General features: G+C 71.2%; 31 protein-coding genes. 18 read left to right on the top strand and 13 right to left on the bottom strand.

Features of this window, described 5'->3' with window-relative positions:
* Positions 1–44: 44 nt before the first annotated feature.
* The 3 genes from sodN to ACQPZF_RS37220 all read left to right on the top strand — a co-directional run bounded on the left by sodN (position 45) and on the right by ACQPZF_RS37220 (position 1,519).
* Entirely contained in the window at positions 45–458 is a 414-nt protein-coding gene (gene sodN, locus ACQPZF_RS37210; protein ID WP_433265189.1) for a superoxide dismutase, Ni, read from the top strand.
* A gap of 245 nt (positions 459–703) precedes the next feature.
* Positions 704–931 (top strand): hypothetical protein, encoded by a 228-nt coding sequence (locus ACQPZF_RS37215; RefSeq protein ID WP_433265191.1) that lies wholly within the window; start codon positions 704–706, stop codon positions 929–931.
* A 51-nt stretch (positions 932–982) separates the two neighbouring features.
* The gene (locus ACQPZF_RS37220) at positions 983–1,519 is read left to right on the top strand and encodes a helix-turn-helix domain-containing protein (protein ID WP_433265193.1); all 537 of its coding nucleotides are present in this window, start codon (positions 983–985) and stop codon (positions 1,517–1,519) included.
* A 22-nt stretch (positions 1,520–1,541) separates the two neighbouring features.
* Here ACQPZF_RS37220 and ACQPZF_RS37225 read toward each other — a convergent pair whose 3' ends face one another.
* Positions 1,542–2,414 (bottom strand): aminoglycoside phosphotransferase family protein, encoded by an 873-nt coding sequence (locus ACQPZF_RS37225; protein WP_433265194.1) that lies wholly within the window; start codon positions 2,412–2,414, stop codon positions 1,542–1,544.
* A 163-nt stretch (positions 2,415–2,577) separates the two neighbouring features.
* Between ACQPZF_RS37225 and ACQPZF_RS37230 the strand changes: the two genes are divergently transcribed.
* The 4 genes from ACQPZF_RS37230 (at position 2,578) to ACQPZF_RS37245 (ending at position 6,760) form a co-directional block, all read left to right on the top strand.
* Positions 2,578–3,768: an ROK family protein gene (locus tag ACQPZF_RS37230; protein ID WP_433265196.1), complete on the top strand. Its 1,191-nt coding sequence runs from the start codon at positions 2,578–2,580 to the stop codon at positions 3,766–3,768.
* Between the two features lie 214 nt (positions 3,769–3,982).
* Entirely contained in the window at positions 3,983–4,174 is a 192-nt protein-coding gene (locus ACQPZF_RS37235) for a lasso RiPP family leader peptide-containing protein (protein WP_433265198.1), read from the top strand.
* Positions 4,175–4,187: 13 nt separating this feature from the next.
* Positions 4,188–6,044, top strand: coding sequence for an asparagine synthase-related protein (locus ACQPZF_RS37240; RefSeq protein WP_433265200.1), 1,857 nt, complete (start codon positions 4,188–4,190; stop codon positions 6,042–6,044).
* Positions 6,041–6,760, top strand: coding sequence for a lasso peptide biosynthesis B2 protein (locus ACQPZF_RS37245; protein ID WP_433265202.1), 720 nt, complete (start codon positions 6,041–6,043; stop codon positions 6,758–6,760). Before ACQPZF_RS37240 ends, ACQPZF_RS37245 begins: the two co-directional genes overlap by 4 nt.
* A 34-nt stretch (positions 6,761–6,794) precedes the next feature.
* On the opposite strand, the gene ACQPZF_RS37250 is transcribed toward ACQPZF_RS37245, so the two are convergent.
* Both ACQPZF_RS37250 and ACQPZF_RS37255 read right to left on the bottom strand, forming a co-directional pair.
* Positions 6,795–6,938, bottom strand: coding sequence for a hypothetical protein (locus ACQPZF_RS37250; RefSeq protein WP_433265204.1), 144 nt, complete (start codon positions 6,936–6,938; stop codon positions 6,795–6,797).
* A 478-nt stretch (positions 6,939–7,416) separates the two neighbouring features.
* Complete coding sequence (locus ACQPZF_RS37255) at positions 7,417–8,532, bottom strand: MrcB family domain-containing protein (protein WP_433265206.1); 1,116 nt, start codon at positions 8,530–8,532, stop codon at positions 7,417–7,419.
* Positions 8,533–8,600: 68 nt separating this feature from the next.
* Between ACQPZF_RS37255 and ACQPZF_RS37260 the strand changes: the two genes are divergently transcribed.
* From ACQPZF_RS37260 to ACQPZF_RS37270, 3 genes are all read left to right on the top strand, one after another.
* Positions 8,601–9,203 carry a histidine phosphatase family protein gene (locus ACQPZF_RS37260; RefSeq protein WP_433265208.1) on the top strand — a complete coding sequence of 201 codons (603 nt, stop codon included), beginning with the start codon at positions 8,601–8,603 and terminating at the stop codon, positions 9,201–9,203.
* On the top strand, positions 9,196–9,684 hold the full coding sequence (locus ACQPZF_RS37265; protein WP_433265210.1) for an N-acetyltransferase family protein: 489 nt from the start codon (positions 9,196–9,198) through the stop codon (positions 9,682–9,684). The genes ACQPZF_RS37260 and ACQPZF_RS37265 overlap by 8 nt, the downstream gene beginning before the upstream one ends.
* 139 nt (positions 9,685–9,823) lie before the next feature.
* On the top strand, positions 9,824–10,189 hold the full coding sequence (locus ACQPZF_RS37270) for a DUF5684 domain-containing protein (protein ID WP_433265212.1): 366 nt from the start codon (positions 9,824–9,826) through the stop codon (positions 10,187–10,189).
* Here ACQPZF_RS37270 and ACQPZF_RS37275 read toward each other — a convergent pair.
* Positions 10,165–10,686: a hypothetical protein gene (locus ACQPZF_RS37275; RefSeq protein ID WP_433265214.1), complete on the bottom strand. Its 522-nt coding sequence runs from the start codon at positions 10,684–10,686 to the stop codon at positions 10,165–10,167. The genes ACQPZF_RS37270 and ACQPZF_RS37275 overlap by 25 nt on opposite strands.
* A 67-nt stretch (positions 10,687–10,753) precedes the next feature.
* Between ACQPZF_RS37275 and ACQPZF_RS37280 the strand changes: the two genes are divergently transcribed.
* The gene (locus ACQPZF_RS37280) at positions 10,754–11,179 is read left to right on the top strand and encodes a MarR family transcriptional regulator (RefSeq protein WP_433265216.1); all 426 of its coding nucleotides are present in this window, start codon (positions 10,754–10,756) and stop codon (positions 11,177–11,179) included.
* A gap of 39 nt (positions 11,180–11,218) precedes the next feature.
* Here the strand turns inward: ACQPZF_RS37280 and ACQPZF_RS37285 are convergent, their stop codons facing one another.
* The 3 genes from ACQPZF_RS37285 to ACQPZF_RS37295 all read right to left on the bottom strand — a co-directional run bounded on the left by ACQPZF_RS37285 (position 11,219) and on the right by ACQPZF_RS37295 (position 12,865).
* Positions 11,219–12,016, bottom strand: coding sequence for an SAM-dependent methyltransferase (locus ACQPZF_RS37285; protein WP_433265218.1), 798 nt, complete (start codon positions 12,014–12,016; stop codon positions 11,219–11,221).
* Positions 12,017–12,222: 206 nt separating this feature from the next.
* Positions 12,223–12,387 carry a hypothetical protein gene (locus tag ACQPZF_RS37290; RefSeq protein WP_433265220.1) on the bottom strand — a complete coding sequence of 55 codons (165 nt, stop codon included), beginning with the start codon at positions 12,385–12,387 and terminating at the stop codon, positions 12,223–12,225.
* Positions 12,388–12,466: 79 nt separating this feature from the next.
* A complete protein-coding gene (locus ACQPZF_RS37295; protein ID WP_433265222.1) occupies positions 12,467–12,865 on the bottom strand; it encodes a hypothetical protein in 399 nt (132 codons plus the stop codon).
* A gap of 256 nt (positions 12,866–13,121) precedes the next feature.
* Between ACQPZF_RS37295 and ACQPZF_RS37300 the strand changes: the two genes are divergently transcribed.
* On the top strand, positions 13,122–14,066 hold the full coding sequence (locus ACQPZF_RS37300; RefSeq protein WP_433265224.1) for a diacylglycerol/lipid kinase family protein: 945 nt from the start codon (positions 13,122–13,124) through the stop codon (positions 14,064–14,066).
* 226 nt (positions 14,067–14,292) lie between these two features.
* Entirely contained in the window at positions 14,293–14,547 is a 255-nt protein-coding gene (locus ACQPZF_RS37305) for a WhiB family transcriptional regulator (protein WP_015104912.1), read from the top strand.
* A gap of 135 nt (positions 14,548–14,682) precedes the next feature.
* Here the strand turns inward: ACQPZF_RS37305 and ACQPZF_RS37310 are convergent, their stop codons facing one another.
* Entirely contained in the window at positions 14,683–16,161 is a 1,479-nt protein-coding gene (locus ACQPZF_RS37310) for a histidine kinase N-terminal domain-containing protein (protein WP_433274883.1), read from the bottom strand.
* On the bottom strand, positions 16,162–16,377 hold the full coding sequence (locus ACQPZF_RS37315; RefSeq protein WP_433265226.1) for a biotin/lipoyl-binding carrier protein: 216 nt from the start codon (positions 16,375–16,377) through the stop codon (positions 16,162–16,164). It abuts the gene before it with no gap.
* A 107-nt stretch (positions 16,378–16,484) separates the two neighbouring features.
* Between ACQPZF_RS37315 and ACQPZF_RS37320 the strand changes: the two genes are divergently transcribed.
* Entirely contained in the window at positions 16,485–16,559 is a 75-nt protein-coding gene (locus tag ACQPZF_RS37320; RefSeq protein WP_096498094.1) for a 50S ribosomal protein bL37, read from the top strand.
* Between the two features lie 72 nt (positions 16,560–16,631).
* Here ACQPZF_RS37320 and rsrA read toward each other — a convergent pair whose 3' ends face one another.
* Complete coding sequence (gene rsrA, locus ACQPZF_RS37325) at positions 16,632–16,940, bottom strand: mycothiol system anti-sigma-R factor (RefSeq protein ID WP_433265228.1); 309 nt, start codon at positions 16,938–16,940, stop codon at positions 16,632–16,634.
* On the bottom strand, positions 16,937–17,539 hold the full coding sequence (locus ACQPZF_RS37330) for a sigma-70 family RNA polymerase sigma factor (RefSeq protein WP_433274886.1): 603 nt from the start codon (positions 17,537–17,539) through the stop codon (positions 16,937–16,939). The genes rsrA and ACQPZF_RS37330 overlap by 4 nt, the downstream gene beginning before the upstream one ends.
* A 249-nt stretch (positions 17,540–17,788) precedes the next feature.
* On the opposite strand from ACQPZF_RS37330, the gene ybaK reads away from it, so the two are divergent.
* Together ybaK and ACQPZF_RS37340 are read left to right on the top strand one after the other, a co-directional pair.
* Positions 17,789–18,265: a Cys-tRNA(Pro) deacylase gene (gene ybaK, locus ACQPZF_RS37335; protein WP_433265230.1), complete on the top strand. Its 477-nt coding sequence runs from the start codon at positions 17,789–17,791 to the stop codon at positions 18,263–18,265.
* 32 nt (positions 18,266–18,297) lie between these two features.
* Positions 18,298–18,678 carry a VOC family protein gene (locus tag ACQPZF_RS37340; RefSeq protein WP_433265232.1) on the top strand — a complete coding sequence of 127 codons (381 nt, stop codon included), beginning with the start codon at positions 18,298–18,300 and terminating at the stop codon, positions 18,676–18,678.
* Positions 18,679–18,734: 56 nt separating this feature from the next.
* Here ACQPZF_RS37340 and ACQPZF_RS37345 read toward each other — a convergent pair whose 3' ends face one another.
* Together ACQPZF_RS37345 and ACQPZF_RS37350 are read right to left on the bottom strand one after the other, a co-directional pair.
* Complete coding sequence (locus ACQPZF_RS37345; RefSeq protein WP_433265234.1) at positions 18,735–19,346, bottom strand: alpha/beta hydrolase family protein; 612 nt, start codon at positions 19,344–19,346, stop codon at positions 18,735–18,737.
* A complete protein-coding gene (locus ACQPZF_RS37350; RefSeq protein WP_433265236.1) occupies positions 19,343–20,104 on the bottom strand; it encodes an SOS response-associated peptidase in 762 nt (253 codons plus the stop codon). Before ACQPZF_RS37350 ends, ACQPZF_RS37345 begins: the two co-directional genes overlap by 4 nt.
* Before the next feature lie 85 nt (positions 20,105–20,189).
* On the opposite strand from ACQPZF_RS37350, the gene aroA reads away from it, so the two are divergent.
* Positions 20,190–21,455 carry a 3-phosphoshikimate 1-carboxyvinyltransferase gene (gene aroA, locus ACQPZF_RS37355; protein WP_433265238.1) on the top strand — a complete coding sequence of 422 codons (1,266 nt, stop codon included), beginning with the start codon at positions 20,190–20,192 and terminating at the stop codon, positions 21,453–21,455.
* 2 nt (positions 21,456–21,457) lie between these two features.
* The gene (rsgA, locus tag ACQPZF_RS37360) at positions 21,458–22,465 is read left to right on the top strand and encodes a ribosome small subunit-dependent GTPase A (RefSeq protein ID WP_433265240.1); all 1,008 of its coding nucleotides are present in this window, start codon (positions 21,458–21,460) and stop codon (positions 22,463–22,465) included.
* Positions 22,466–22,492 lie beyond the last annotated feature (27 nt).

Consider the following 22,492-nt stretch of genomic DNA (forward strand, 5'->3'; position numbering starts at 1 on the left):
AGTAGGGTTCGGCACGTCGGAGCATCCACTGTCAGGGAGGAACGATGCGACTTCTGTCGCGCATTCTCCGCCGCCCGCTTCTGGAGGCCACCGCGCACTGCGACCTCCCGTGCGGTGTCTACGATCCGGCCCAGGCCCGGATCGAGGCGGAGTCGATCAAAGCGGTCCAGGAGAAGTACCAGGCCAACGAGGACCCCGAGTTCCGCCAGCGTGCCGTCCTGATCAAGGAGCAGCGCAGCGAACTCGTCAAGCACCACCTGTGGGTGCTGTGGACCGACTACTTCAAGCCCCCGCACTTCGAGAAGTACCCGGAGCTGCACGACCTGTTCAACCGCGCCACGAAGGCCGCGGGCGCGGCCGGCACGAAGGGTTCCATGGACCCGGCGAAGGGCCAGGAGCTGCTCGACCTGATCGCCCAGATCGACAAGATCTTCTGGGAGACGAAGGCCGCGGCCTGACCAGCCGCGTCGACACGGCGCTGACCAGCGGAGACCCTTCCGGCCGGTCAGCGCCGTTCTTCGTCCGCGACCGCTGTTGAGCGCCCGCTCACGGCCCCGCGGCGGCCCAGGTCAGTCCACAGTGGACATCGACGGCCCGGTGCCGGCAGGGGCCGGGGTGGCGGGGCGCCGACGGCGTCGGGCAGCGTGCCGGATCGGCGGCGCGAGTGCTGGCGCGTCGGCGGCCGAATGAGCACACTGTTCCTATGCGCGTCCGACGTCCGCACCCGGCCACGGTGGTGGCGTTGTTCGCGGTTGCCGGCGCATCCCAGATCGTCGCCGGGTTCGACGGCCGTCCGACTCCGCTGCAACTCGCCATGACCATCCTGCACACGCTGGTCGCCGGGGGCGCCGCCGGCTGGATGGCGCTGCCGCCGCCCGCAAAAAAAATGGGCCGACCCGCCATTGTTGGCCGATCGATGGCCTGTCCGTGAGCTTGACCTGGGAGGTCGGGCCGGTGGCCGGATGACGGAGTCGGTGAGCGGGTGACCTCATCGGGTGGGACCGGCAAGGACGCGGCGGAGGAGTTCGGCGCGCTGCTCCGACGGGCGCGGAAGCGGAAGGCCCTGACGCAGGAGCAGGTGGCCGAGCGCTGCGACCTGGGTGTGCGCACCATCCGGCGACTGGAGGCCGGCGACTTCTCCAAGACCCGGCCGGCGACGGCGCAGGCGCTGGCCGACGCGCTCGGGTTGGCGCCGGACGAGCGCGACACATTCCTGTCCACGGTCGCCGTAGGGGACGTGCGCGCCAGGGTGGCGGACGATTTCGGTGTGCTCCTCCGCGAGACACGGGACCGAAAAGCACTGACGCAGGAGGCGTTGGCCGAACGCGCCGCGGTCGGCGTGCGCACCGTCCAACGGTTGGAGGCCGGCACTGCCTCGGGCCTCACGGTGGCGACGTTGCGGGATCTGGCCGACGCGCTCGGGCTGGTGTTGGGATCGAACGAACGCGACAGCTTCCTGCGCGCGGCCGTCGACGGCAACAGGACGCTCCACCGCGGGTCCGCCCCTGGTCCTCGGTGAATCCGCCGGGCGCCTGGTCGACTCACCGAGGAAGAGCAAGCGCGAGCAACTCGTCTATCGCCTCCTCCGGCCCACCCCACGTGAGGTGCCCGATCACGGCCATCGGCGCGTTCACCCGGCTCCATTCGAACAGCCGATCGGGGTCCAGGCCGGCGGCCGACGCCACCTCGGCGCACCGCACGGCGATCCCCTCCTTGCCCGCCGCGTCCACCACGTAGTCGAAGGCGTCGAAGCAGGGATCGCCGACGCACGTCTTGGGGTCGATCGCGACCAGACCACGCTCCCCGCCATCGAGCACATTGCCGGGATGCAGATCGCCGTGCAGCAGAACGGTGGTCGTCTGCGTGTCCAGCAGCCGCGAGCAGCGCGCGATCGTGCGGTCCCAGGTGGCGCGGGAGAGGCGGGCCGCGATCTTGGGCTCGTCCAGACGCCGTCCGATCCGCGCGAAGGCCTCCTCCATCCGGCCGCGCAGGGTGCGTTCCAGGGACGCGGGCGGCTTGACGCTGTGCAGTGCCGTCATCAGCCCGGCCCACTGCTCCGGCGACGCCGTGGCCTCCGTGCCCGGCACCACCGCCTCCAGCACGACGGCGTCCGCGTCGTGCGCCAGGACTTCCGGCACGCGGCCGGATGGGGCGAGGCTGCGCAGCATGTCCACCTGCGAGGCGAGGAACGGCACGTCCGGTGTGAGCTTGAGCACGGCGGGCCTGCCGTCCGCCGTGGTGCAGCGGATCGCGAGCGACGAAGCTCCGCCGTCGTACGGTTCGCCCAGGGTGAGGTCCCATCGGTCGGCGAGCCGTGCGGCGAGTGCCGGGAGGTCGGCGCACCACGCCGCCACGTCGGGACCGAACCTCATCGCGAGGCGGTCGGTGAGCTGGGCGATCGGCCATGAGTGCACGAGGTCCAGGCTCCCACTCCGCCGATCAGTGGTGCAATTCCATTTCAACTGGAATACCCATCGAAACCGGACTGTGAAGTCGACCGTTCTTCAATCTGAACTACAAAATGTTATTCTGACCCGTCAAGTCTTCGATAATCGCATTTTTGCGGAGAGGCCGGCGATGCGCGAAGCGCGTGAACTCCTTGACGTCCCCACGCAAGGGCGCGAGTCGACCCGCAAGCGGCTGGTCATCGAGGTCATGGTGAAATCCGACCGGCAGTCGCAGCTATCCCGCCGCACCGGGCTGTCCCAGGCGCTCGTCTCGACCACCGTCCAGGACCTCGCCAAGGACGGCATCGTCGAGATCGACGCGCCGGGCGGTGGGCGCAGCAGGGGGAAAGTCCGGTTGAGCCGGATGCGCGGCGTGGCGGTGGGTGTCGACCTCGGCTTCAACCACATCTCGGTGGCCGCCCGGCCCGTCGACCAGCCGCACGACCGCATCGCCGTGCGCCGGCAGAGTCCGGGCGCGAACATCGGGTTCCGCCGCCTGCTGCCGGACGTGCTGCGGCTGATCGGGGAAGCCGTCGAGGAGACCGGGCAGGGCATGGCGGACGTCGTGTCGGCGGGCCTGTCCGTGCCGCGCATGGTCGACCCCCGCACCGGGAAGTTCACCACTCCCGTGCTGCCGCCGTGGGAGCCCGAGGACCAGCCCGCCGCCGAACTCGCCGCCGAACTCGGTGTTCCGGTGGTCATGGACAACGACGCCAACCTCGGCGCGCTGGCCGAGCAGACGTACACGTCGGAGGAGGCCGTCGAGCACGTCGTGTACGTGAAGGCCTCCACCGGCGTGGGGATCGGCATCGTCGTGGGGTCGAACCTGGTGCGCGGGCGGCGCGGCATGGCGGGCGAGATCGGGCACCTGACCGTCGACCCGAACGGCGAGATGTGCCTGTGCGGCGGGCGGGGCTGCCTGGACACGCTGGTCGGCGCGGAATCGCTGCTGGCCAAGGTCAAGCAGTCGCAGCGGGGCGGTGCCAGGGACGTGCCGACCACGCTGTCGGCCCTGGTGCTCAAGGCGCGCGACGGGGACGCGGTCTGCACGCGGGTGCTGAACGACGCCGGCCGCGTGCTGGGCTTCGCGCTCGCCCAGCTCTGCAACCTGATCAACCCGCACCGCATCGTCATCGGCGGCGAACTCGCCGAAGCCAGGTCCATGGTGCTGGACACCTGCCGGCAGGAGCTGGCGCGGTTCGCCCTGTCCGGCGCGATCGCCCCGGCGGCCGATTTCGAACTGCGCGCCAGCACCCTCAGCCCGTACGCGGAGGCCCAGGGGGCGCTGATCCTCGGCCTGCGGTGCCGGTCGTCAAGGTGAACTGCCGGGCGGCCCTGCCCGCCGCGCTTCGTTCAATCCGATGAACCGCGTCCATCGAATAGCGAAAGAATCGCCTATCACCCCATCGAACGAGACCGCCTCCTCGACCGGATGACAGACCTCACGTATTCACCGTGACTGCCTCCGGTCGCTGGGAAGCGGGCATTTCGATGGGATACGCTTTCGTTCCCATCTTCGGATCGAAGGCACCACCATGGACTTCCTGCGACGGGCTCGCGCGCGGTCGGGCGACCGAAATGAGCCGACGAACCCCACGCCACCGGCCGACCAGCCGGCGGCGCACTACGAACCGCCGGTCGTGATCGACTTCGGTGATGTCCGCCGGGTGACGCTGGGCAGTTCGTCCAGCGGCAATGCGGACGCGAATTCGCAGTACTACTGGTAGTCGGGCGGCCCGGATGTCGACACCGCGGCCGACCGTGCCGGGAAATCCCGGTGTGCTCGGCGTCCACCCGCCGAACCGGGCGGCCTTTCCGCTCGCCACCACTTCCCCCACCTCGACAGCCCTCTCCACGGCGACCGAGGTGTGGCCCGACCGGTCGTCCCCGGTCTCGTGGGGCACGTGGCGACCGGGTGAGTTCCGGACGGCGGAATGCCCGGAGGGCAGGCTGCTCGTGGTGGGCAACTGCCTGGCCGACGACGCCCGGATGCGGGCCGACCTGTCCGCCGCCCTGCGCGGGAACCGGCCGGAGCTGGTGACCGGCTGGCCCGGCAGCTACCTGGCCGTCGTCCTGACCGGGCATGAGCTGGTCGCGTTCGTGGACCTGGCCGGGCAGCACCCGCTGTACTTCCACCCCGGCGGGCCGACCGTGTACGGCACGAGCCCCGGGCGCACGGCCGCCGCCGCCGGCCTCGGGTCGCACCTCGACCCGCACGTCGCCCTGGCGGACATCTTCTGCGCGGCCGTGCCCGGTCTCACCCGGAACCGCGCGCCGATCGCGGGGCTGCGCAAGGTCGAGGCGGGCGAGGCGCTGCACGTGTCGGCGGCGGGCTCGGTCACGATCCGGGCCTACGAGCCCGACCGCCGTGACGAGCGGATGTCGTTCGCCGACTGCGCCCTCCGGCTCCGGGACGCCCTCGACGTCGCCGTCACCACGCGGATGGCGGAGAGCGGCCCGGTCAGCGCGGACTTCAGCGGCGGCCTGGACTCGACCTCGATCGCCTTCCTCGCCGCGGGCCACCGGGAGGAGCCCCTGCCGGTCTTCGCCTACCACCACCCCGACGCGCCCGCCGACGACCTCGACCACGCCCTGCGCAACGCCGGTTCCGGCCGGAACCTCCGGCTGGAGGTGGTGCGCGGCACCGCGGACACCCTGGCGTACCAGCACCTCTCGACCGCCGTGCCGGACGGGCTGCCCGACTTCGCGGTGACCGTGCGCGAACGCAACCGCTTGCGGCTGCGGCGGATCGCGGCGGCGGGCGGCCGGGTGCACCTCGGCGGCGAAGGCGCGGACGCCCTCCTCGTCGCGCCGCCCGCATACCTCGGCGACCTCGCCGGCACGGGCGCGATCGGCCGGCTGCTCGCCGACTCCCGCGCGTGGGCCCGGCTTCGCCACGACTCGCCGACCAGGGTGGTGCACCGCGCGCTGCGGCTGTCCCGGACGCCCATGCGGCACGCGTTGCGCGAGTTCGCCCGGCAGCTCCGGCGCGGCGACGCCCGGCAGCCGGGCTGGGTGGACGCGATCTCCTGGTGGCCGGCGCCGGGCCTCGAATCCCGCTGGCTCACCGCCGCGGCACGGCGTTCGCTGGCCGATTTCCTGGACGAGCACGCCGCGTCCGCCGAGGGAACGGCCCGGACCGGGGCGGCCGACCGCACCGCCCGGCACGACCTGCACCGCTCGGGCACGGTGCAGCGGCAACTGGGCGAGTTGGCCCGCCCGTACGGCGTCTGGCCGCAAGCGCCGTTCCTGGACAACGACGTCATCCGGGCGTGCACCGCCCTGCCCGCCTACCGCCGCGCCGCCGGGACGGCGTTCAAGCCGTTGCTGCGCGCCGCGGTGCACGGGCGGGTGCCGTCGGCCGCGATCGCCCGCCAGACCAAGGGCAACTACCTCAGCGAGGAGTACCGCGGCGTGCGGCTGGCGGCGGCGGGCCTCCGCGCGCTGCTGCGCGACTCCAGGCTTGCCGACCTGCGGTTGATCGAGCCGCGGGCGGTCGTCGACTCGGTGGACCGGGCCATCGCGGGCGCGGGCACGCCGTTCCCGGCGCTGAACCGGCTCATCGCGTACGACCTGTGGCTCGGGTCGCTCGCATGATCGGCGCGGTGCACGTGCCCGGACACCTCCACGCGGCGAGCACGGCGAGTGGCGCGACCTTCCTGCTGAACGCCAGATCGGGCCGGTGGCACGTGCTGAACCCGGTGGCGACGGCGCTGTGGCGGGAGCTCGGACGGGTCGGCGACGTGGAGCGCGTCCTCGACGCGGCGGCGAACCGGTACCCGCGCCCCACGTCCGAGTTCTTCCGACTGGACGCCCGGCGGGCCGTCGAGGACATGGCGGCCCGCGGTCTGGTGGCGGCCGGCCGGGGCGCGGCCCAGGACCGTTCTCCCGGGCGGGAACACCCGTCCGGCTTGCTGACCACTGAACACGTGCGTGCCACGCCGGGCATCCGGGCACACGCCGGCCTGCTGATCGCGCTGGTGCTCCTGCGCCTGCCGTTCCACTTGACGCTGCGGGCGGTGGCCGCGCTGACCAGCCGGTGGTGCTCCCGGACGGCGACGGTGGACGAGGTCGTGTCGGCCGTCGCGGAGGTCGACGCGGTCGCCGACCGACACCTCGGACGTGCCGCCTGCCTGGAACGGTCGTTGGCCACCGTGATCGCCGCGGCCCTCGCGCGGCGGCGACTCCGGTGGGTCTTCGGAGCCGCCGAAGACCCGTGCCGTTTCCACGCGTGGATCGAATGCGACGGAATCATGGTCGGCCGAACCCCGGAATGGGCCGCGACCGGATTCGTCAAAGTGCTCGCACTGTGAAGAACGGGAGGCGCCCGAGGGCACCTCCCGCCGACTACCGCACCCACATCCCAACCGGCAACTGACCTCCCGCGACCAGCACCACCAGCACGATGACCACCACCGTCACCACACCGCGCACGGCCCGGACGAACTCGGGCCAGGTAGCGCAGGCGGTGAACTCCACTCGCAACTCCATGGGTTTCTCCTTAACCTCTGAGCACCACTGTGCAGGGATCGGAAAGGAGATGCAAACGCCTTGTCGATCACTCCGGAGCCTCGTCGGGTCGGTTTTCCGGAATTGCGACGCCGATATCCCATCACATTCCGCTTGCCGCTTTTTCAGGTTGAACGGAACGCGCGCCGGGGACCGGGTCGGGACACCAGACCGAACGCTTCGGCGGCCCCGGGAGCCGCACCGGGGGTTCAGCGGCCGGTGGTCGCCTCCGACAGCCGGGGCGCACACCGCCGGGCGGCTTCAGATCGCACGACCGCCGGCAGCGGGGCCGGGAAACGCCGTGACGGGCGTCGAAGGTCACCGATCTGAAGGCGTCCGCTGTGCGAACGCCTCGGATCTCATCAGTTCGGGTGACCACGCCGGCGGGAATCCGCCTAGGCCACACCGCGTTCCTCCGACAAAAGTTCACTCGAACGGCCCAAGAGCCCGCCGGCCTCCCTCATGCGTTGGTGTCCGGGGCCGCCAGGTATCGGTACGTCACTGCGGTCAGTCGTTCTCGGGTGATCCGCCAGGGGTGCACGACGCGCAGGATGCCACCCGACGCGGTCGGCGGATCGGTGTCGCGATCCAGGGCGATCCCGCTGACCACGACCAGCATGGTGTTGGGGTACTCGCGCTCGTGCAGTTCGACCTCGTTCCCGGTCAGGATGATCTCGCTGCGGTCGGTCCACGTGCTGGTGGTGCCCTTGACCTCCACGAACAAGTGCTCGTCGCCGCGCTTCGCGTCCAGGTCGTAGGGCTTCGTAGCGCCGACGTCCTCCACCCGGTAGCCCAGGCCACGCAGGTGCTCGGTCGCGAGCAGAACGGCCCGGTGCTCCACCGCCAGGCGCTCCGGAACGCTCAACCGCAGCCCCTGCCCGCCGCCACGCCGGCCGGCCACGCGCTCACCCGCCACGATCGCGTCCGCGACCTCGGGCGACAACTCGCCGGGCAGGTCGAGCGCGGTGTCGACGCGCTGGTAGAGAGTGCTCAGCACGGACAGCATGTACGCGAGGTCGCGCTCCAGGACCGACTCGTCGGGGATGGCGCCCACCGGGTATTTGAACGCCGCGACCGTGCCGGCCTCGTAGGCCGGGCCGAGCTTCGCCTTGCGTGCTCCCAGCGCGATGTGGTCGACCCGGTCCAGGCGGACCACCAACTCGTCGGCCAGGGCTCGGCGGGCCCAGTCGACCCGGAGCCGGAGGTCGGCTTTGGGTCGAGGGCGATACTCGCTGTTCACCCATTGGGTCGCGCCCTGCATCAACGACAGGTAGACGTTCGTACCGGGGGCGTCGAAGAGGTAGACGAGGTACCAGCCGGTCGTCGCCGATGGAGAGCGGCCGGCCGAGTAGACGCGAACCCAGGGCACTTCGCTCTTGCGCCCGGTGTGGTCGCGGGCCTTGACCTGGATGTCGTCGATGGGGATGGGCAGCCTTGGGTTGATCCGGTCCGCGCGATCGCGAACCCAGTCGGCGATGCCGCCCTCCACCAACTCGCCGCGCCGGACCATCGCCGGGGTGTGGGTCGAGTCGAACTCGGCTTGCAGTCGTAAGACGCTCTCCAGCAAGTCACGCACCCGCCGAAGGTAGCCGGGTGTGATTCTTCGCAACAGCGGCTCGGCTCGGGCGACACTAGGATCGGAGCGTGACCTCCCACGTTTACCTGCTCCGCCACGGCCAGACCGAGTGGTCCGAGAGTGGGCGGCATACGGGGCGTTCCGACATTCCCCTGACGGCCGAAGGGGTTCAGCAGGCTCGTCGGGCCGGGGCTGTGCTGGCTCGGCTCCGGGGCACGGACCGGCCCGCCGCGCTGGTGTTGAGCAGTCCTCGGGAACGGGCCTGGCGGACGGCCGAGTTGGCCGGGTTGGAGGCCGAGCGGACCGAGGACCTGGCCGAGTGGGGCTACGGCGACTACGAGGGCCTCACCACGCCGCAGATCCGGGAGACCGTGCCCGGCTGGACGGTCTGGACGCACCCCAGCCCCAACGGCGAGACGCAGGACGAGGTGCGCGAGCGGGCCGAGGCCGTGGTGCGGCGGGCCCGGCGGGCGCTGACCGGCGGGGACGTCGTGCTGGTCGGGCACGGGCACTTCAGCCGCGTGCTGATCGCCACCTGGCTGAACCTGCCGCCCAAGGAAGGCGTCCACTTCGGACTCGATCCCGCCGGGCTCTCGGTGCTCGGTGAGGAGCGGGGCGATCCGCAGGTGCGCCGGCTGAACATCCCCGCCTGGGAGGTCGACGTTGACTGACCCGCGCATCCGCCGGGTCCGCGCGGACGACGTGCCGGCCATCGTCGGGCTGGTGGAGGAGCTGGCCGAGTACGAGCGCGCTCGGGACGAGTGCCGGCTGACCGTCGAGCAGTTGCACGACGCGTTGTTCCGGCCCGCGCCCGCGCTGTTCGGGCACGTGGCCGAAGTGGACGGCCGGGTGGTCGGGATGGCCTTGTGGTTCCTCAACTTCTCCACCTGGCGCGGCACCCACGGCATCTACCTCGAAGACCTCTACGTCCAACCGGGCCGACGCGGCAGCGGGCTCGGCAGGGCTCTCCTCCAAGCCCTCGCACAGGAGTGCGTCGAGCGCGGCTACGCGCGGCTGGAGTGGTCGGTGTTGGACTGGAACGTGCCCGCCATCGGCTTCTACCGGTCGTTGGGCGCGATCCCGATGGACGAGTGGACCGTCTTCCGGCTCACCGACGACGCGCTGGGCTTGCTCGCCAAAGTGGACGGTTGATCTCGAAAGGCTCACGAATCGGCCAAGGTCCCACGGACATGAGCGGGCTGTTGACAGTGTCACGCGCCGTGACCGGCTTCGCGGCCCCGATGCGGGCGACGAGCGCCCCGCCCCCGAGGTCGGTCGGAAGGAAAGTCTCGTGAACTCGACCGACGCGTCGATCGGTGTCGTCCCGATCATCATCAGCCTGGCGATCGCGGTGCTGATGATCGCCGCCATGTGGAAGGTCTTCGCCAAGGCGGGCCAGCCGGGCTGGGCGGCGATCATCCCGTTCTACAACATCTACGTGCTGCTGAAGGTGGCCGGCCGGCCCGGCTGGTGGCTGATCCTGTTCATCATCCCGATCGTCAACATCATCATGTCGATCATCGTCTCGCTGGACGTGGCGAAGTCGTTCGGCAAGAGCGGCGCGTTCGGCTTCTTCGGCCTGTGGCTGTTCGGGATCATCGGCTACCCGGTCCTGGGCTTCGGCGACGCCCGCTACCAGGGCCCGGCGGCGGCCTGACCCTCGCGCCGGACCTCCCGTTTCCCCGAGCGGGAGGTCTGGCGCACCAGGCCGACCCACCACACGAACGTCAGCGCGATCACCGTCGGGTTCTTCACGAACAGCAGCACCGCCAGGTAGGTCGGCCGGGCTTCCGCCGGGAACAGCCCGCCCACCACGGTCTCCAGCGCCACGTCGAACAGCAGGAACGCCACCGACAGCAGCACTCCCTGCCACACCAGGCTCCGCCAGTGCGCTGACGCGAACGCGGTGAACCGCTCCCACGACAGCCGCTCGCCGCGCAGCGCGAGCCACGCGATCACCGCCACCAGGGCCACCCGCGCCGCCGTCACCACCACTTCGGACGCGAGCGCGAGCCCATCGGGCATCCCCCAGTTCACCGCGACGAGCCGTTGCGCGGACGGGATCAGCGACAACCCGACGATCACCGGCAGGTGGCGCAGGTAGAACCGCCACGCCCACTTCGGCACTGCCAACGCCAGCCGCAACTCGGACACCGGACTCTCCCCTCGTGAACCTTTTAGTTCAGTGTACTGAAATATCTGCCGCGTTAAAGTGCCGGGTATGAGCGACCTGGGACGTGAGCTGAGCACCGCCGTGGTCGCGTTCCACGAGGCGGTGGGCGCGCACCTGGGCGTGACGGCCGTCGACCAGCGCGCACTGGCCCTCATCGGCCGCCACGGACCGCTCAGCGCCGGGGACCTCGCCAAGCGCATCGGCCTGACCCCCGGCGCGGTGACCGGTGTCGTGGACCGGCTGGAACGCGCGGGCCTCGCGCGCCGCGACCCCGACCCCGACGACCGCCGGCGCGTGGTGATCACGGCGGTCGGCGACGGGTTCGGGCAGGTGTTCGCCGGGCTGGGCGCGGCGATGGGCGAGGTGAGCGCGCGCTACACGGCCGAGGAGCAGGAGGTCATCGCGGACTGGGTGACCCGCACCGTCGAGGTGCTCAGGGAGCAGACGCGTCGGCTGACCTCAGGTCCGCGATGACGACCCGGCCGATCGCACCAGGACTCGCGGACGGTGTGTTCAGGGCTTCACGCCCACCGCGCCGTAGCTGACCGTCTCCGCGCCGCTCGACACCTCGCCCTCGCCGCGCCACCGCGCCGCCAGCACCAGACCGGGTTCCAGCAGGTCGAAGCCCGCCAGCAGGGGCTCGATCTCGGCCCGCGACCGGGCCACGATCGGCGTCATCGTCGCGGCGGCCACGCCCACCAGCTTCTCCGCCATCTCCGGCTGCACGTCGCCGGTCAGGTGGCTGACCACCAGGTGGCTGCCGGGCGCCAGGGCGTCGCGGTACCGCCCGACCAGTTCGGCGGGCCGGTCCTCGTCGGGCAGGTAGGACAGGATCGCCACCATCAGCAGCCCCACCGGCTCGGACAGGTCGAGCAGCGCCCGCGCCTCGGGCGAGCACAGCACGGCGGCCGGGTCGCGGATGTCCGCCTCCGCCATGGCGACCCTGGGGTTGTCGCGCAGCATCGTGCGGCCGTGGGCGGCGGTCGCGGGCTCGTTGTCCACGTACACCACGCGGCACGCCGGGTCGGCCTGGTGGGCGACCTCGTGCACGTTGCCCGCGGTGGGGATGCCGGAGCCGAGGTCGAGGAACTGGCGGATGCCGTTCGCGACGCACGCGCGGACCGCCCGGCGCAGGAACGCGCGGGTGTGCTGGACGATCTCGGCGGTGGGGATGACCCTCATCGACTGCTCGGCGAACTCGCGGTCGACCGCGAAGTTGTGCGCACCGCCGAGGTAGTAGTCGAACAACCGGGCCACGTTCGGGCGGTCGGCGTCACCGCTCGCCGGTACCCACTTCGGGGGGATCTGCACCGCACACCTCACCCTGACCGCTGTCGGAGCGGCGCGAAACGCCAGCCGAACCGTATCCGGCTACTCCGTTCGTGTCCATCCGCCAAACGTGAACACGCAGGGTGATTATGACTGGTGGAGCCCTGGAAATCCACACCGACTGGTGCCCCGGCCGAGGGGGCGATGCAGGGAGAGGTCGAACCCCCTCGGCCGGGAGGACAGCGCGGTCAGGCGCCCGCGCAGGAGCGGATCCGGTCGCGGTAGCGCGTGACGGCGGTGCAGCTCGACCGGCTGGACCGGTCGCTGGTCGACGCGACGCCGACCTGGTGGGGCTTGCCGTCCGCCGGGCTGGTGGCGAACACCGGGCCGCCCGAGTCGCCGCCGGCACCCACAGCGTCACTCGTCGGAGTGACCCGCAACACCCTCCGTAAGTAGGCGCACGGCCCGCCGATAGTCGGCGTCCGAATGGCCTTACTCGTCGGTTTCGTCCACTCCGAGCGCCCACCGGCGCACCGGGTTCGTGAACAGCAACGCGATCACGACCACCACGTACAGGCCGAGCAGCGCGCCGTACAACTGCTGCCCGGAGGGCCCGTACGCGTACCAGGCGACGCCCAGCAGGAGGAGTTGCACGACGATCGAGGGCGTCCGCGCCCAGTGCTTGCCGAGCACCAGGCCGACGCCGGCGGCGAGCACTCCCGCGCTCAGCACCAGGAAGTACGAGGCCTCGCCGAGCACGGCGCGGACCGCGTCGGAGGCGAACGCGCGGACCACCAGCACCACCGCGAAAACCAGCCCGGCGAGGCCCTGGAGGGCGGTCAGCGCGCCGGCCGCCCGGACCGCGCGCGGGACCTGCTTTTCCTGTGTCACGCTGGGCCTTTCCTCACGGTGCGTACTCGTCACGCATCGTAGGCCACCCGGTTGGCGTGTCCCGTTCCACCGTCCCACGAGCGAAGATCAAGGGAGTTCCTTGGCAAGCCGGCGGTCGGGCCGGGGTGCACTTGTCGCGGGAACCACCGCAGCGGTACGCGGGAAAGGAGATTTGGACCACTTTAGTGCGCTCTGAACCCTCCTACCGGGTGACGTGCAACCTGTGGCAGGTCACGCGCTGTCCTACCCTTCAGTAGTGCGCGCACTTCTGGTGGTCAACCCGCAGGCGACGGCGACCACGCCTGCCGGCCGGGACGTGCTCGCGCACGCGCTGGCCAGCGATGTGAAGCTCGACATCGTCGAGACGACCTACCGCGGGCACGCGGCGGACGCCGCCGCGCAGGCCGTGCTGGACGCGTACGACCTGGTCGTGGCGCACGGCGGCGACGGCACCGTGAACGAGGTCGTCAACGGGGTGCTGCGGGGCGGCGCGGGTCCGGGCGTGCCAATGCTGGGTGTCGTGCCCGGCGGGTCGGCGAACGTCTTCGCGGGCGCGCTGGGCCTGCCGCGCGATCCGGTGGAAGCCACCTACCGCCTGTTGCAGGCCATCGAGAACGGCACCAGCCGCAAGGTCGGGCTCGGGCGGGTCGCGTCCGCCGGCGCCGGTTCGTCGCACGACCGGTGGTTCACCTTCAACGCGGGCGTCGGCTGGGACGCCGACGTGGTCGCGGGCGTGGAGCAGCAGCGCGCCAAGGGCCGGGAGGCCTCCCCCGCGCTGTACGTGCGGACCGCGTTCGCCAGCTACGTGACCCAGCGGCGGCACCCGTCGCGGCTGACCGTGCGGATCCCCGACGAGGAGCCGATCGAGGACGTGCGGCTGGCGTTCGTGTCGAACACCGATCCGTGGACCTACTTGAAGGACAAGGCGATCCGGCTCAACCCGAGCACGTCGTTCGACGGCGGTCTGGGCGTGTTCGCGCTGCGCGCGCTGGGACTGCCGACCGTGACCCGCTATGTGACGCATCTTCTGGCCACGGATGGGAACCCCAGGGGCGGGAACCTGCTGAGGCGCGACGACGTCGAGTTCATCCGGGTGACGAGCCCGGAGCCGGTCAACCTCCAGGTGGACGGCGACCTGCTCGGCCCGTGCACCGAAGTGGAGTTCACCTCGGTGCCGCATGCGCTCACGGTCGCGGTGTGACCAGGGTGTGACCGGCGCGCTACCCAACCGCGATGTCGTGGCTTACCAGGACACCGCAGAGTGAATGCCCGGCGTAACTCAGTCGATCTTTCGGGTGAGTTCACTCACCGGGTCAGTGCTAACCCCTTGACATCCCGGCCGTTCGTGAAAGCATTCACAAGCACCCCAAAAACCGACCGCTGACGAGTGGCGTGCCTTGTGCGCGCCTAGCTGAGGAGTAGTTCCAATGGACTGGCGCCACCGCGCGATCTGCCGCGACGAGGACCCCGAGCTGTTCTTCCCGGTGGGGAACAGCGGTCCCGCGCTCCTCCAGATCGCCGAGGCGAAGACCGTCTGCCGCCGCTGTCCCGTCGTCTCCGACTGCCTCGCGTGGGCGTTGGAGAGCGGCCAGGACGCCGGTGTGTGGGGCGGGATGAGCGAAGACGAGCGTCGCGCTCTCAAGCGTCGCAACGCCCGGACCAGGGCTCGCAGCAACGCCTGAAGCGCAGCCGCGCACCACGCACACGAAAGGCCCGACACCGTGCCAGGTGTCGGGCCTTTCGGTTGTGTTGCACACCCTCCCGCATGACCACGTGACTCCGCTGAGGTAGGTCGTCACGTGTGCACGGGGGTTAGTTTAACGCCGCGCTCTGAGCGGTACGCGCAGGACCGCCTCTGTACCGCCTTGGGGCCTCCGCCGCAAGCTCAGACTGCCCCTGAGTTCGGACTCCACCAGCGTGCGGACGATCTGGAGACCCAGCCGGTCGGTGCGCTCCAGCGAGAAGCCGGGCGGCAGTCCGCGCCCGTCGTCCGAGATCACCACGTCCAGCCACTTCGCCGAGCGCTCCGCGTGCACGACCACCTCGCCGTGCTGGCCGGCCGCGTAGGCGTGCTCGAACGCGTTCTGCACCAGTTCGGTGAGGACCATGACCAGCGGGGTCGCGAGTTCGGCCTGGACGATGCCGAACGGGCCTTCCCGCCGCACGACCACCTGCGACTCGGTCGCGGCCACGTCGGACATCATCGGGATGACCTTGTCCACCACGTCGTCCAGGTCGACGCGCTCGTCCACCGACATCGACAGCGTCTCGTGGACCAGGGCGATGGACGTGACCCGGCGGACGGATTCGGCCAGGGCTTCGCGGGCCTCCTCGGAACTGGTCCGCCGGCTCTGCAGGCGCAGCAGCGCGGCCACCGTCTGGAGGTTGTTCTTCACCCGGTGGTGGATCTCCCGGATGGTCGCGTCCTTGGACATGAGCGCGCGGTCCCGCCGCCGCACCTCGGTCACGTCGCGGCAGAGGACCAGGGCGCCGGCCGCGCTGCCCCGCGGGCGCAGCGGGAGGGCGCGGAAGAGCACGGCCGCGCCCCGCCGCGACTCGGCCTCGATGCGCATGCTCGGCCGGCCGTCCAGGGCGGACCGGATGCGCTGCGCCACCTCGGTGGCGTCGAACGGGTCGCCGATGAGGGACCTGGTGAGCGGCGCGAGGTGCACGCCGACCAGGTCGGACGCGTGGCCCATGCGGTGGTAGGCGCTCAGCGCGTTGGGGCTCGCGAAGACCACCGCGCCCGAGGAGTCCAGGCGGATCAGGCCGTCGCCCACGCGGGGGCTGGTGTGCACGTCCGGGGACGGCTCGGTGGTGGGGAACGTGCCGTCGGAGATCATCTGGCACAGGTCGGCCGCGCTGCCCAGGTAGGAGATCTCCAGCGGGCTCGGCACGCGCGGCACGGCCAGGTTGGTGTTGCGGCTGAGCACCGCGATGACCTCGTCGTGGCGCTTGACCGGGATGGCCTCCCGGCGCACCGGCACGCCCAGGTGCCAGCGGGGGTCTTCCTCACGGCAGATGCGGGCCTCGGCCATGGCGCGGCGAAGCTGCGGGTGCTCCTCGACGTCGACCGTGCTGCCGACCACGTCCTCGGGGTGCGCGGTCGGTGCGGTCGTGGGCCGGGCCTGGGCGACGCACAGGAAGGTCGCGTCGTCCAGCGGCACCCACATCAGGAAGTCGGCGAAGCTGAGGTCGGACAGCAACTGCCACTCGGCTACCACGAGCTGCAGGTGGTCGACGGCCGCGCCGGAGAGCTTGGTGTGCTCCGCCAGCAGGTCGGTGAGCGTGGACAGCTACTCCACCACCGCGATCAGGTCGCCCTCTTGCACCACGTCGCCCTCTCGGACGGTGATGCGGCTGATCTTGCCGGAGCCCTCCGGGAGGACGGGGATCTCCATCTTCATGCTCTCCAAGACCACGACGGTGGTCTCGTGGGTGACCTCGTCGCCCTCTTTCACGGCGATCTGCGCCACGTTGGCGACGATCTCCGCCCGGATCTCCTCGGCCATCTTTCTCCTTCGCTCGCCGCCATCCAACCACGATTCAGACCCCGCGCCACGTGCAGGTGTCGGCGTGACACACTGGTGTGAAGCAATCTGAGCACTAGGAGAACCCCATGTCGAAGCGTGCCCGCAAGCGCCGCGACCGCAAGAAGGGCGGCGCGAACCACGGGAAGCGCCCCAACGCCTGATCCACGCAGGTGCGACGAGGGCCGCCCCGGGGACTCCGGGGCGGCCCTCGTCGTCGTCGGGGGTGGCGGCGGTCAGTCGGCCGTGCGGACCTCGACCTCGGCCTCCACTTCGACCACGACCTCGGCCTCGTCGGTCACCTCGTGGATGCGGGCGCGCAGCCGCCGCTTGAGATCCTCGGGCGCGTGCTCACCGCCGCACTTCTTGGCCAGCAGCGCCTTCAGGTGTTCCTCCAGGCCGTACTGCTCCAGGCACGGGTGGCACTCGTCCAGGTGCGTCTGGAGCAGTTCCTTGCGGCGCTCGTCGCACTCGTGGTCGAGGTAGAGCCAGACCTCGGACAGGACTTCCGAGCAGTCGGTCTCGTGGGGTTCGCCGCAGCTCATCGGCCCGCCACCTCCGATTTGCCGTTCCGGAGGAAGCCGCGCTCGCGGGCCACGTCGGCGAGCTGGTCGCGGAGTTGCCTGCGGCCCCGGTGCAACCGGGACATCACGGTGCCGATGGGGGTGCCCATGATGTCTGCGATCTCCTTGTACGCGAAACCTTCGACGTCGGCCAGGTACACCGCGATCCGGAACTCCTCCGGGAGGCGCTGGAGGGCTTCTTTGACGTCCGAGTCGGGCAGCCGGTCCATCGCGTCCATCTCGGCCGAGCGCAGGCCGGTCGACGTGTGGCTCTCCGCCTGGGCGAGCTGCCAGTCGGTGATCTCGTCGGTCGGCTGCTGCAACGGCTGGCGCTGCTTCTTGCGGTACCCGTTGATGTAGGTGTTCGTCAGGATGCGGTACAGCCAGGCTTTGAGGTTCGTGCCCGCCGAGAAGGACGCGAAGGCCGCGTACGCCTTGAGGTAGGTCTCCTGGACCAGGTCCTCGGCGTCGGCCGGGTTGCGGGTCATCCGCAGGGCAGCCGAGTAGAGCTGGTCGAGCATCGGCATCGCGTCGCGTTCGAAGCGCGCGGCGCGTTCGGCCGTTGTCTCGTCCGTCGGCATGTCCTGCGTTCGCGTGGCTGGCACCGCGCTCCCTTCCCACCGGCCGGCAAGCACGGTGGACGAAGCTGTCTGGGACGCGTTCGAGGATACGCGCCGGTCGCCTGGACGGCAGTTGGCCGAACCCCGCGGAGGCCGGGTCACGCTCGGCCTGCTGACCTGCTGTTCCACTACCTCGGTTGCCACGACCACCAGTAACGCAAACACCTCCACCGGCATTCCCGCCCGCCGCGGGCGCTACTGTGCGCGCTCATGGCTGGACGTGGGACGCCTGCCACGGCGTTGCTGGACAAGCAGAAAGTGGCGCACGAACTGCACTCCTACGAGCACGACCCGCGGCACGAGTCGTACGGGCTGGAGGCCGCGGAGGCGCTGGGCATTTCACCCGGTCGGGTGTTCAAGACGCTGGTGGCCGAAGTGGACGGCAAGCTGGCGGTCGGTGTGGTCCCGGTCACCGGGCAGCTCGACCTGAAGGCGCTGGCGGCGGCCGTCGGCGGCAAGAAGGCCAGGATGGCGGACATCACGGCCGCCGAGCGGGCCACCGGGTACGTGGCCGGCGGGATCTCGCCGCTGGGCCAGAAGAAACGACTGCCGCTGGTGCTGGACGTCTCGGCCGAGGCCTTCGACACGATTTTCTGCTCGGCCGGTCGGCGCGGGCTCGAAGTCGAGATCGCGCCGGCGGAATTGGTGAAGCTCACCGGGGCTGTCGTGGCCGCGATTTCCGCTTAGCCCGTTCCTCCGCGGCGGCTAGGGTCTCGTTCATGGCATGTCGTATCAGTGAGCTGGTGCTCGGATGCCGCGACCCTGAGGCGCTGGCGCGGTTCTGGTGCGAGGTATTGGACTTCGTCGTGCTCGATCGCGAGGACGACGGCTCGGTGGAGATCGGGCCGCGCGAGGGGTTCGGCGGTCCGCAGCCGACCATCATCCTCAGCCGCCGGGACGAGCCGGAGAAGGGGAAATCCCGGCTGCACATCGACGTCAACGCCACCGACCGCGATCAGGACGCCGAACTCGAACGCCTGCTGGCGCTCGGCGCCCGCCCGGCCGACATCGGCCAGACGGGGCAGGAGCAGTGGCACGTCCTGGCCGACCCGGAAGGCAACGAGTTCTGCCTGCTCAAGGCCCGCCTCGCCCCGCTCTGACGCTCATCGGCCACACCTGGCGGGGTCTGCTCCCGACCTCGCGGTGAGACCCGGCCCTAGTCGAGCGGGCGGAGGATGCGGTCCAGCCATTCGCCCACCGCGCGCTGGAGGGCCTCCAGGTCGGCTTTCAGGTTGTGGTCGCCCTTGAGCAGGACGACCTCGCGGCGGTGGGCCGGTTCCGGGCGGCCGAAGGGGTCGTTCTCCCCCTGCACGACGAGGGTGGAGACGTCCACGGCGTCCAGTTCCGGGAGGCGGGTGTTCTCCGGCTTGCCGGGCGGGTGCACCGGGAAGGCCAGGCACAGCACGGCCACCGCCTGACCTTCGGCGGAGGTCCGGCAGGCCACCCGGGCGCCGGACGACCGGCCGCCGAACAGCAGGGGCATCTCGTCGAACCAGCGGGCGCCCAGGTCGTCGGCCACCGCCAGCCAGGCCGCGTCGAGCTGGTTCGCGGGGGCCGGGGCGCGTCTCCCGGCCACCCGGTAGGGCTGTTCCACCAAGGCCACGTGCACGCCCGCGTCGACCGCCGCCCGGGTCGCCGCCACCAGGTCGGGCGCGGAGATGCCGCCACCCGCCCCGTGGCCGAGCAGCAGGGCCGCCCGGCCTTCCGGTGCGCAGTGCAGTTCCGCCCGTGCCGGGCCGTGCGGGGTGTCGACGGTCGTGGTCGTCATGACAGTTCGAACAGGGTGGGTTCGGGCTTCTGGTCCGCGTCCAGCGCCACCGCGTCCATCAGGGACGGGTCGTTGTTCTTGATGCTGTTGACCTTCATCGACACCGGCCGCAGTTCGAACGAGTTCACCAGGTCGAGGTCCGGCGTCAGGAGTTCGCGCGGGTCGGCGCTGTCCGGGTCGAGCCAGGACGCCCAGCGGTCGGGCGGGAGCACCAGCGGCATGCGGTGGTGGACCTGGGTCATCTCGCCGATGGCGTCGGTGGTGAGCACGGCGCAGGTGATGACCGGCTTGCGCTCGTCGCCCTCCTGCTGCCACCACACCGACCAGATGCCGGCCATGGCCAGGCTGGAGCCGTCGCCGGGGTTGATGAAGTACGGCTGCTTGCGGCCCTCGCCCGGCTGCCACTCGTACCAGCCGTCGGCCGGGATCAGGCAGCGGCGCTTGGCGGCCGAGTCCCGGTACGCGGGCTTCTCCAGCACGCTCTCCGAGCGGGCGTTGATCATCTTCGCCGCGCCGGACAGGTCCTTCGCCCAGTGCGGGACCAGCCCCCAGCGCATCACGCGCACGCTGCGTTCCGTCACGTTCGGGTCCGGGTTGCCCTCCCCGTCCCGGGGATGGCGCTCCACGACCGCGAGCACCGACTTGGTCGGCGCCACGTTGTAGTCCGGGCCGGGCGCGTCGCCTTCGGTGCCGTCCACCGCGTCGAACTCGGCCGCGAGCAACGCCGGGTTCTTGGTGGAGGCATACCTGCCGCACACAACCGATCACCTCCGATTGGTCATCGTCGCACGTCGGAACGACCGGTGCGAGCCACCGACCACCCGATGCGGAATCATCGGGGACATGACTTCGCAGTGGTCCGCTCCCACCGCCCACGGCCCCGTGCACGCGACGGTACCCGTGCCGGGCTCCAAGTCGATCACCAACCGGGCCCTGGTGCTGGCCGCGCTGGCGGACGGGCCGTCCACCCTGCACGCCCCGTTGCGCAGCCGGGACACCGAGCTGATGGCCGCTGCGCTGGTGGCGCTGGGTGTGGAGATCGCCGCCGGGCCGGACGGGTCCTGGCTGGTCACCCCGCACGCCCTGCGCGGGCCGGCGGCGGTGGACTGCGGGCTGGCGGGCACCGTGATGCGGTTCCTGCCGCCGGCGGCGGCGCTGGCCGTGGGCGAGGTGGTGTTCGACGGCGACGAGCACGCCCGGGTGCGGCCGATGGGCACGATCCTCACCGCGTTGCGGGCGCTGGGCGCGGACGTCGACGGCGACGCCTTGCCGTTCACGCTGAACGGCAAGGGCGGGCTGCCGGGCGGGGACGTCACCATCGACGCGTCGGCGTCGTCCCAGTTCGTCTCCGGGCTGCTGCTGTCCGGCGCGCGGTACGAGGGCGGCGTGACCGTGATCCACGACGGGCAGCCGGTGCCGTCGCTGCCGCACATCGAGATGACCGTGTCGATGTTGCGGGACGCCGGTGTCGTCGTGGACGACTCGTTGCCGAACGTGTGGCGGGTCGAGCCCGGCGCGGTCGACGGCCGGGAGTGGCGGATCGAGCCGGACCTGTCCAACGCCACGCCGTTCCTCGCGGCGGCGGCGGTGACCGGCGGCGAGGTGACGATTCCGGGGTGGCCCACGACCACCACCCAGCCGGGCGGCGCGGTGCGGGAGATCTTCGAGCAGCTCGGCTGCGCGGTGGCGCTGGACGGGCGCGGGCTCACCGTGCGCGGGCCGGAGCGGTTGTCCGGGCTGGACATCGACCTGCGGGACGAGAGCGAGCTGACCCCGACCATCGCCGCGCTGGCCACGCTGGCGGACGGGCCGACCCGGATCCGCGGCGTCGCGCACATCCGCGGGCACGAGACGGACCGGATCGCCGCGCTGGCCGTCGAGATCAACCGGCTGGGCGGTGACGCGGCGGAGACCGAGGACGGGCTTGCCATCACGCCCCGGCCGTTGCGCGCCGGCGAGTGGCGGGCCTACGCGGACCACCGGATGGCGACCGCCGGCGCGATCATCGGGCTGGCCGTGCCGGGCGTCTCGGTGGACGACATCAAGTCCACGACCAAGACGATCCCGGACTTCCCCGGCATGTGGGCGACGATGCTCGGAGCGCGCTGACCGTGGGGCGCGACTGGCGGCGGCTGGACGAGTCCGACGTGCGCGTGCGGCCGGGCAAGGGCACCCGCCCGCGCAGCAAGCGCCGCCCCGAGCACGCCGACGCGGTGGCCGCGATGGTCGTCGCCGTGGACCGGGGGCGGTGGACGTGCGCGGTGGAGAACGACCCGAACCGGCTGGTCACCGCCATGCGGGCGCGGGAGCTGGGCCGCACGCCGGTGGTCGTGGGCGACCAGATCGGGTTGGTCGGCGACACGTCCGGGCAGCCGGACACGCTGGCGCGCATCGTGAAGGTGGGCGACCGGCGCTCGGTGCTGCGGCGCACCGCCGACGACACCGACCCGTTCGAGCGGGTGGTGGTGGCCAACGCCGCGCAGTTGGTGATCGTGTCGGCGCTGGCCGACCCCCAGCCGCGCCGGGGTTTCATCGACCGGTGCCTGGTGGCGGCGTACGCGGGCGGCCTGGAACCGTTGCTGTGCTTGACGAAGTCCGACCTGGCCCCGCCCGACGACCTGCTCGCCGCGTACGCCGAGCTGGACCTGCCGGTGGTGGTGACCCGGTCCGACGTGGACCCGGGCGAGCTGCGGGACCGGCTGGTGAACCGGCTTTCCGCGCTGATCGGGCATTCCGGGGTGGGGAAGTCGACCCTGGTCAACAAGTTGGTGCCGGATGCCAACCGGGCCGTGGGTGTGGTCAGCGGGGTCGGCAAGGGCCGGCACACGTCCACCCAGGTGGTGGCGCTGCCGCTGCCCGAAGGCGGGTGGGCGGTCGACACGCCGGGTATCCGGTCGTTCGGTTTGGCGCACATCACCCCGGACGACATCGTCGCCGCGTTCCCGGACATGAAGGCGATGGCCGAGGAGTGCCCTTCCGGTTGTGGGCACCTGGGTGCTCCGGAGGACCCGGACTGCATGTTGGACGAGCTGGTGACGACCGGTGTGGCTTCGCCCGGACGGCTGGCCTCGTTGCGCCGGCTGCTCGAATCCCGTGGGAAGTACGACGAGTACGACTAGGTTCCGGCTGCACGCGGCCGGCCCTGG

The sequence above is a fragment of the Actinosynnema sp. CS-041913 genome (assembly GCF_050942485.1).
GTDB lineage: Bacteria > Actinomycetota > Actinomycetes > Mycobacteriales > Pseudonocardiaceae > Actinosynnema.

Coding starts and splice junctions, on each gene's coding strand:
- aroA (WP_433265238.1), top strand. CDS start 20,190: ATGACTTCGCAGTGGTCCGCTCCCACCGCCCACGGCCCCGTGCACGCG.
- ACQPZF_RS37230 (WP_433265196.1), top strand. CDS start 2,578: ATGCGCGAAGCGCGTGAACTCCTTGACGTCCCCACGCAAGGGCGCGAG.
- ACQPZF_RS37280 (WP_433265216.1), top strand. CDS start 10,754: ATGAGCGACCTGGGACGTGAGCTGAGCACCGCCGTGGTCGCGTTCCAC.
- ACQPZF_RS37330 (WP_433274886.1), bottom strand. CDS start 17,539: ATGCCGACGGACGAGACAACGGCCGAACGCGCCGCGCGCTTCGAACGC.
- ACQPZF_RS37245 (WP_433265202.1), top strand. CDS start 6,041: ATGATCGGCGCGGTGCACGTGCCCGGACACCTCCACGCGGCGAGCACG.
- ACQPZF_RS37250 (WP_433265204.1), bottom strand. CDS start 6,938: ATGGAGTTGCGAGTGGAGTTCACCGCCTGCGCTACCTGGCCCGAGTTC.
- ACQPZF_RS37215 (WP_433265191.1), top strand. CDS start 704: ATGCGCGTCCGACGTCCGCACCCGGCCACGGTGGTGGCGTTGTTCGCG.
- ACQPZF_RS37315 (WP_433265226.1), bottom strand. CDS start 16,377: ATGGCCGAGGAGATCCGGGCGGAGATCGTCGCCAACGTGGCGCAGATC.
- rsrA (WP_433265228.1), bottom strand. CDS start 16,940: ATGAGCTGCGGCGAACCCCACGAGACCGACTGCTCGGAAGTCCTGTCC.
- ACQPZF_RS37235 (WP_433265198.1), top strand. CDS start 3,983: ATGGACTTCCTGCGACGGGCTCGCGCGCGGTCGGGCGACCGAAATGAG.
- ACQPZF_RS37240 (WP_433265200.1), top strand. CDS start 4,188: ATGTCGACACCGCGGCCGACCGTGCCGGGAAATCCCGGTGTGCTCGGC.
- ACQPZF_RS37340 (WP_433265232.1), top strand. CDS start 18,298: ATGGCATGTCGTATCAGTGAGCTGGTGCTCGGATGCCGCGACCCTGAG.
- sodN (WP_433265189.1), top strand. CDS start 45: ATGCGACTTCTGTCGCGCATTCTCCGCCGCCCGCTTCTGGAGGCCACC.
- ACQPZF_RS37305 (WP_015104912.1), top strand. CDS start 14,293: ATGGACTGGCGCCACCGCGCGATCTGCCGCGACGAGGACCCCGAGCTG.
- ACQPZF_RS37345 (WP_433265234.1), bottom strand. CDS start 19,346: ATGACGACCACGACCGTCGACACCCCGCACGGCCCGGCACGGGCGGAA.
- ybaK (WP_433265230.1), top strand. CDS start 17,789: ATGGCTGGACGTGGGACGCCTGCCACGGCGTTGCTGGACAAGCAGAAA.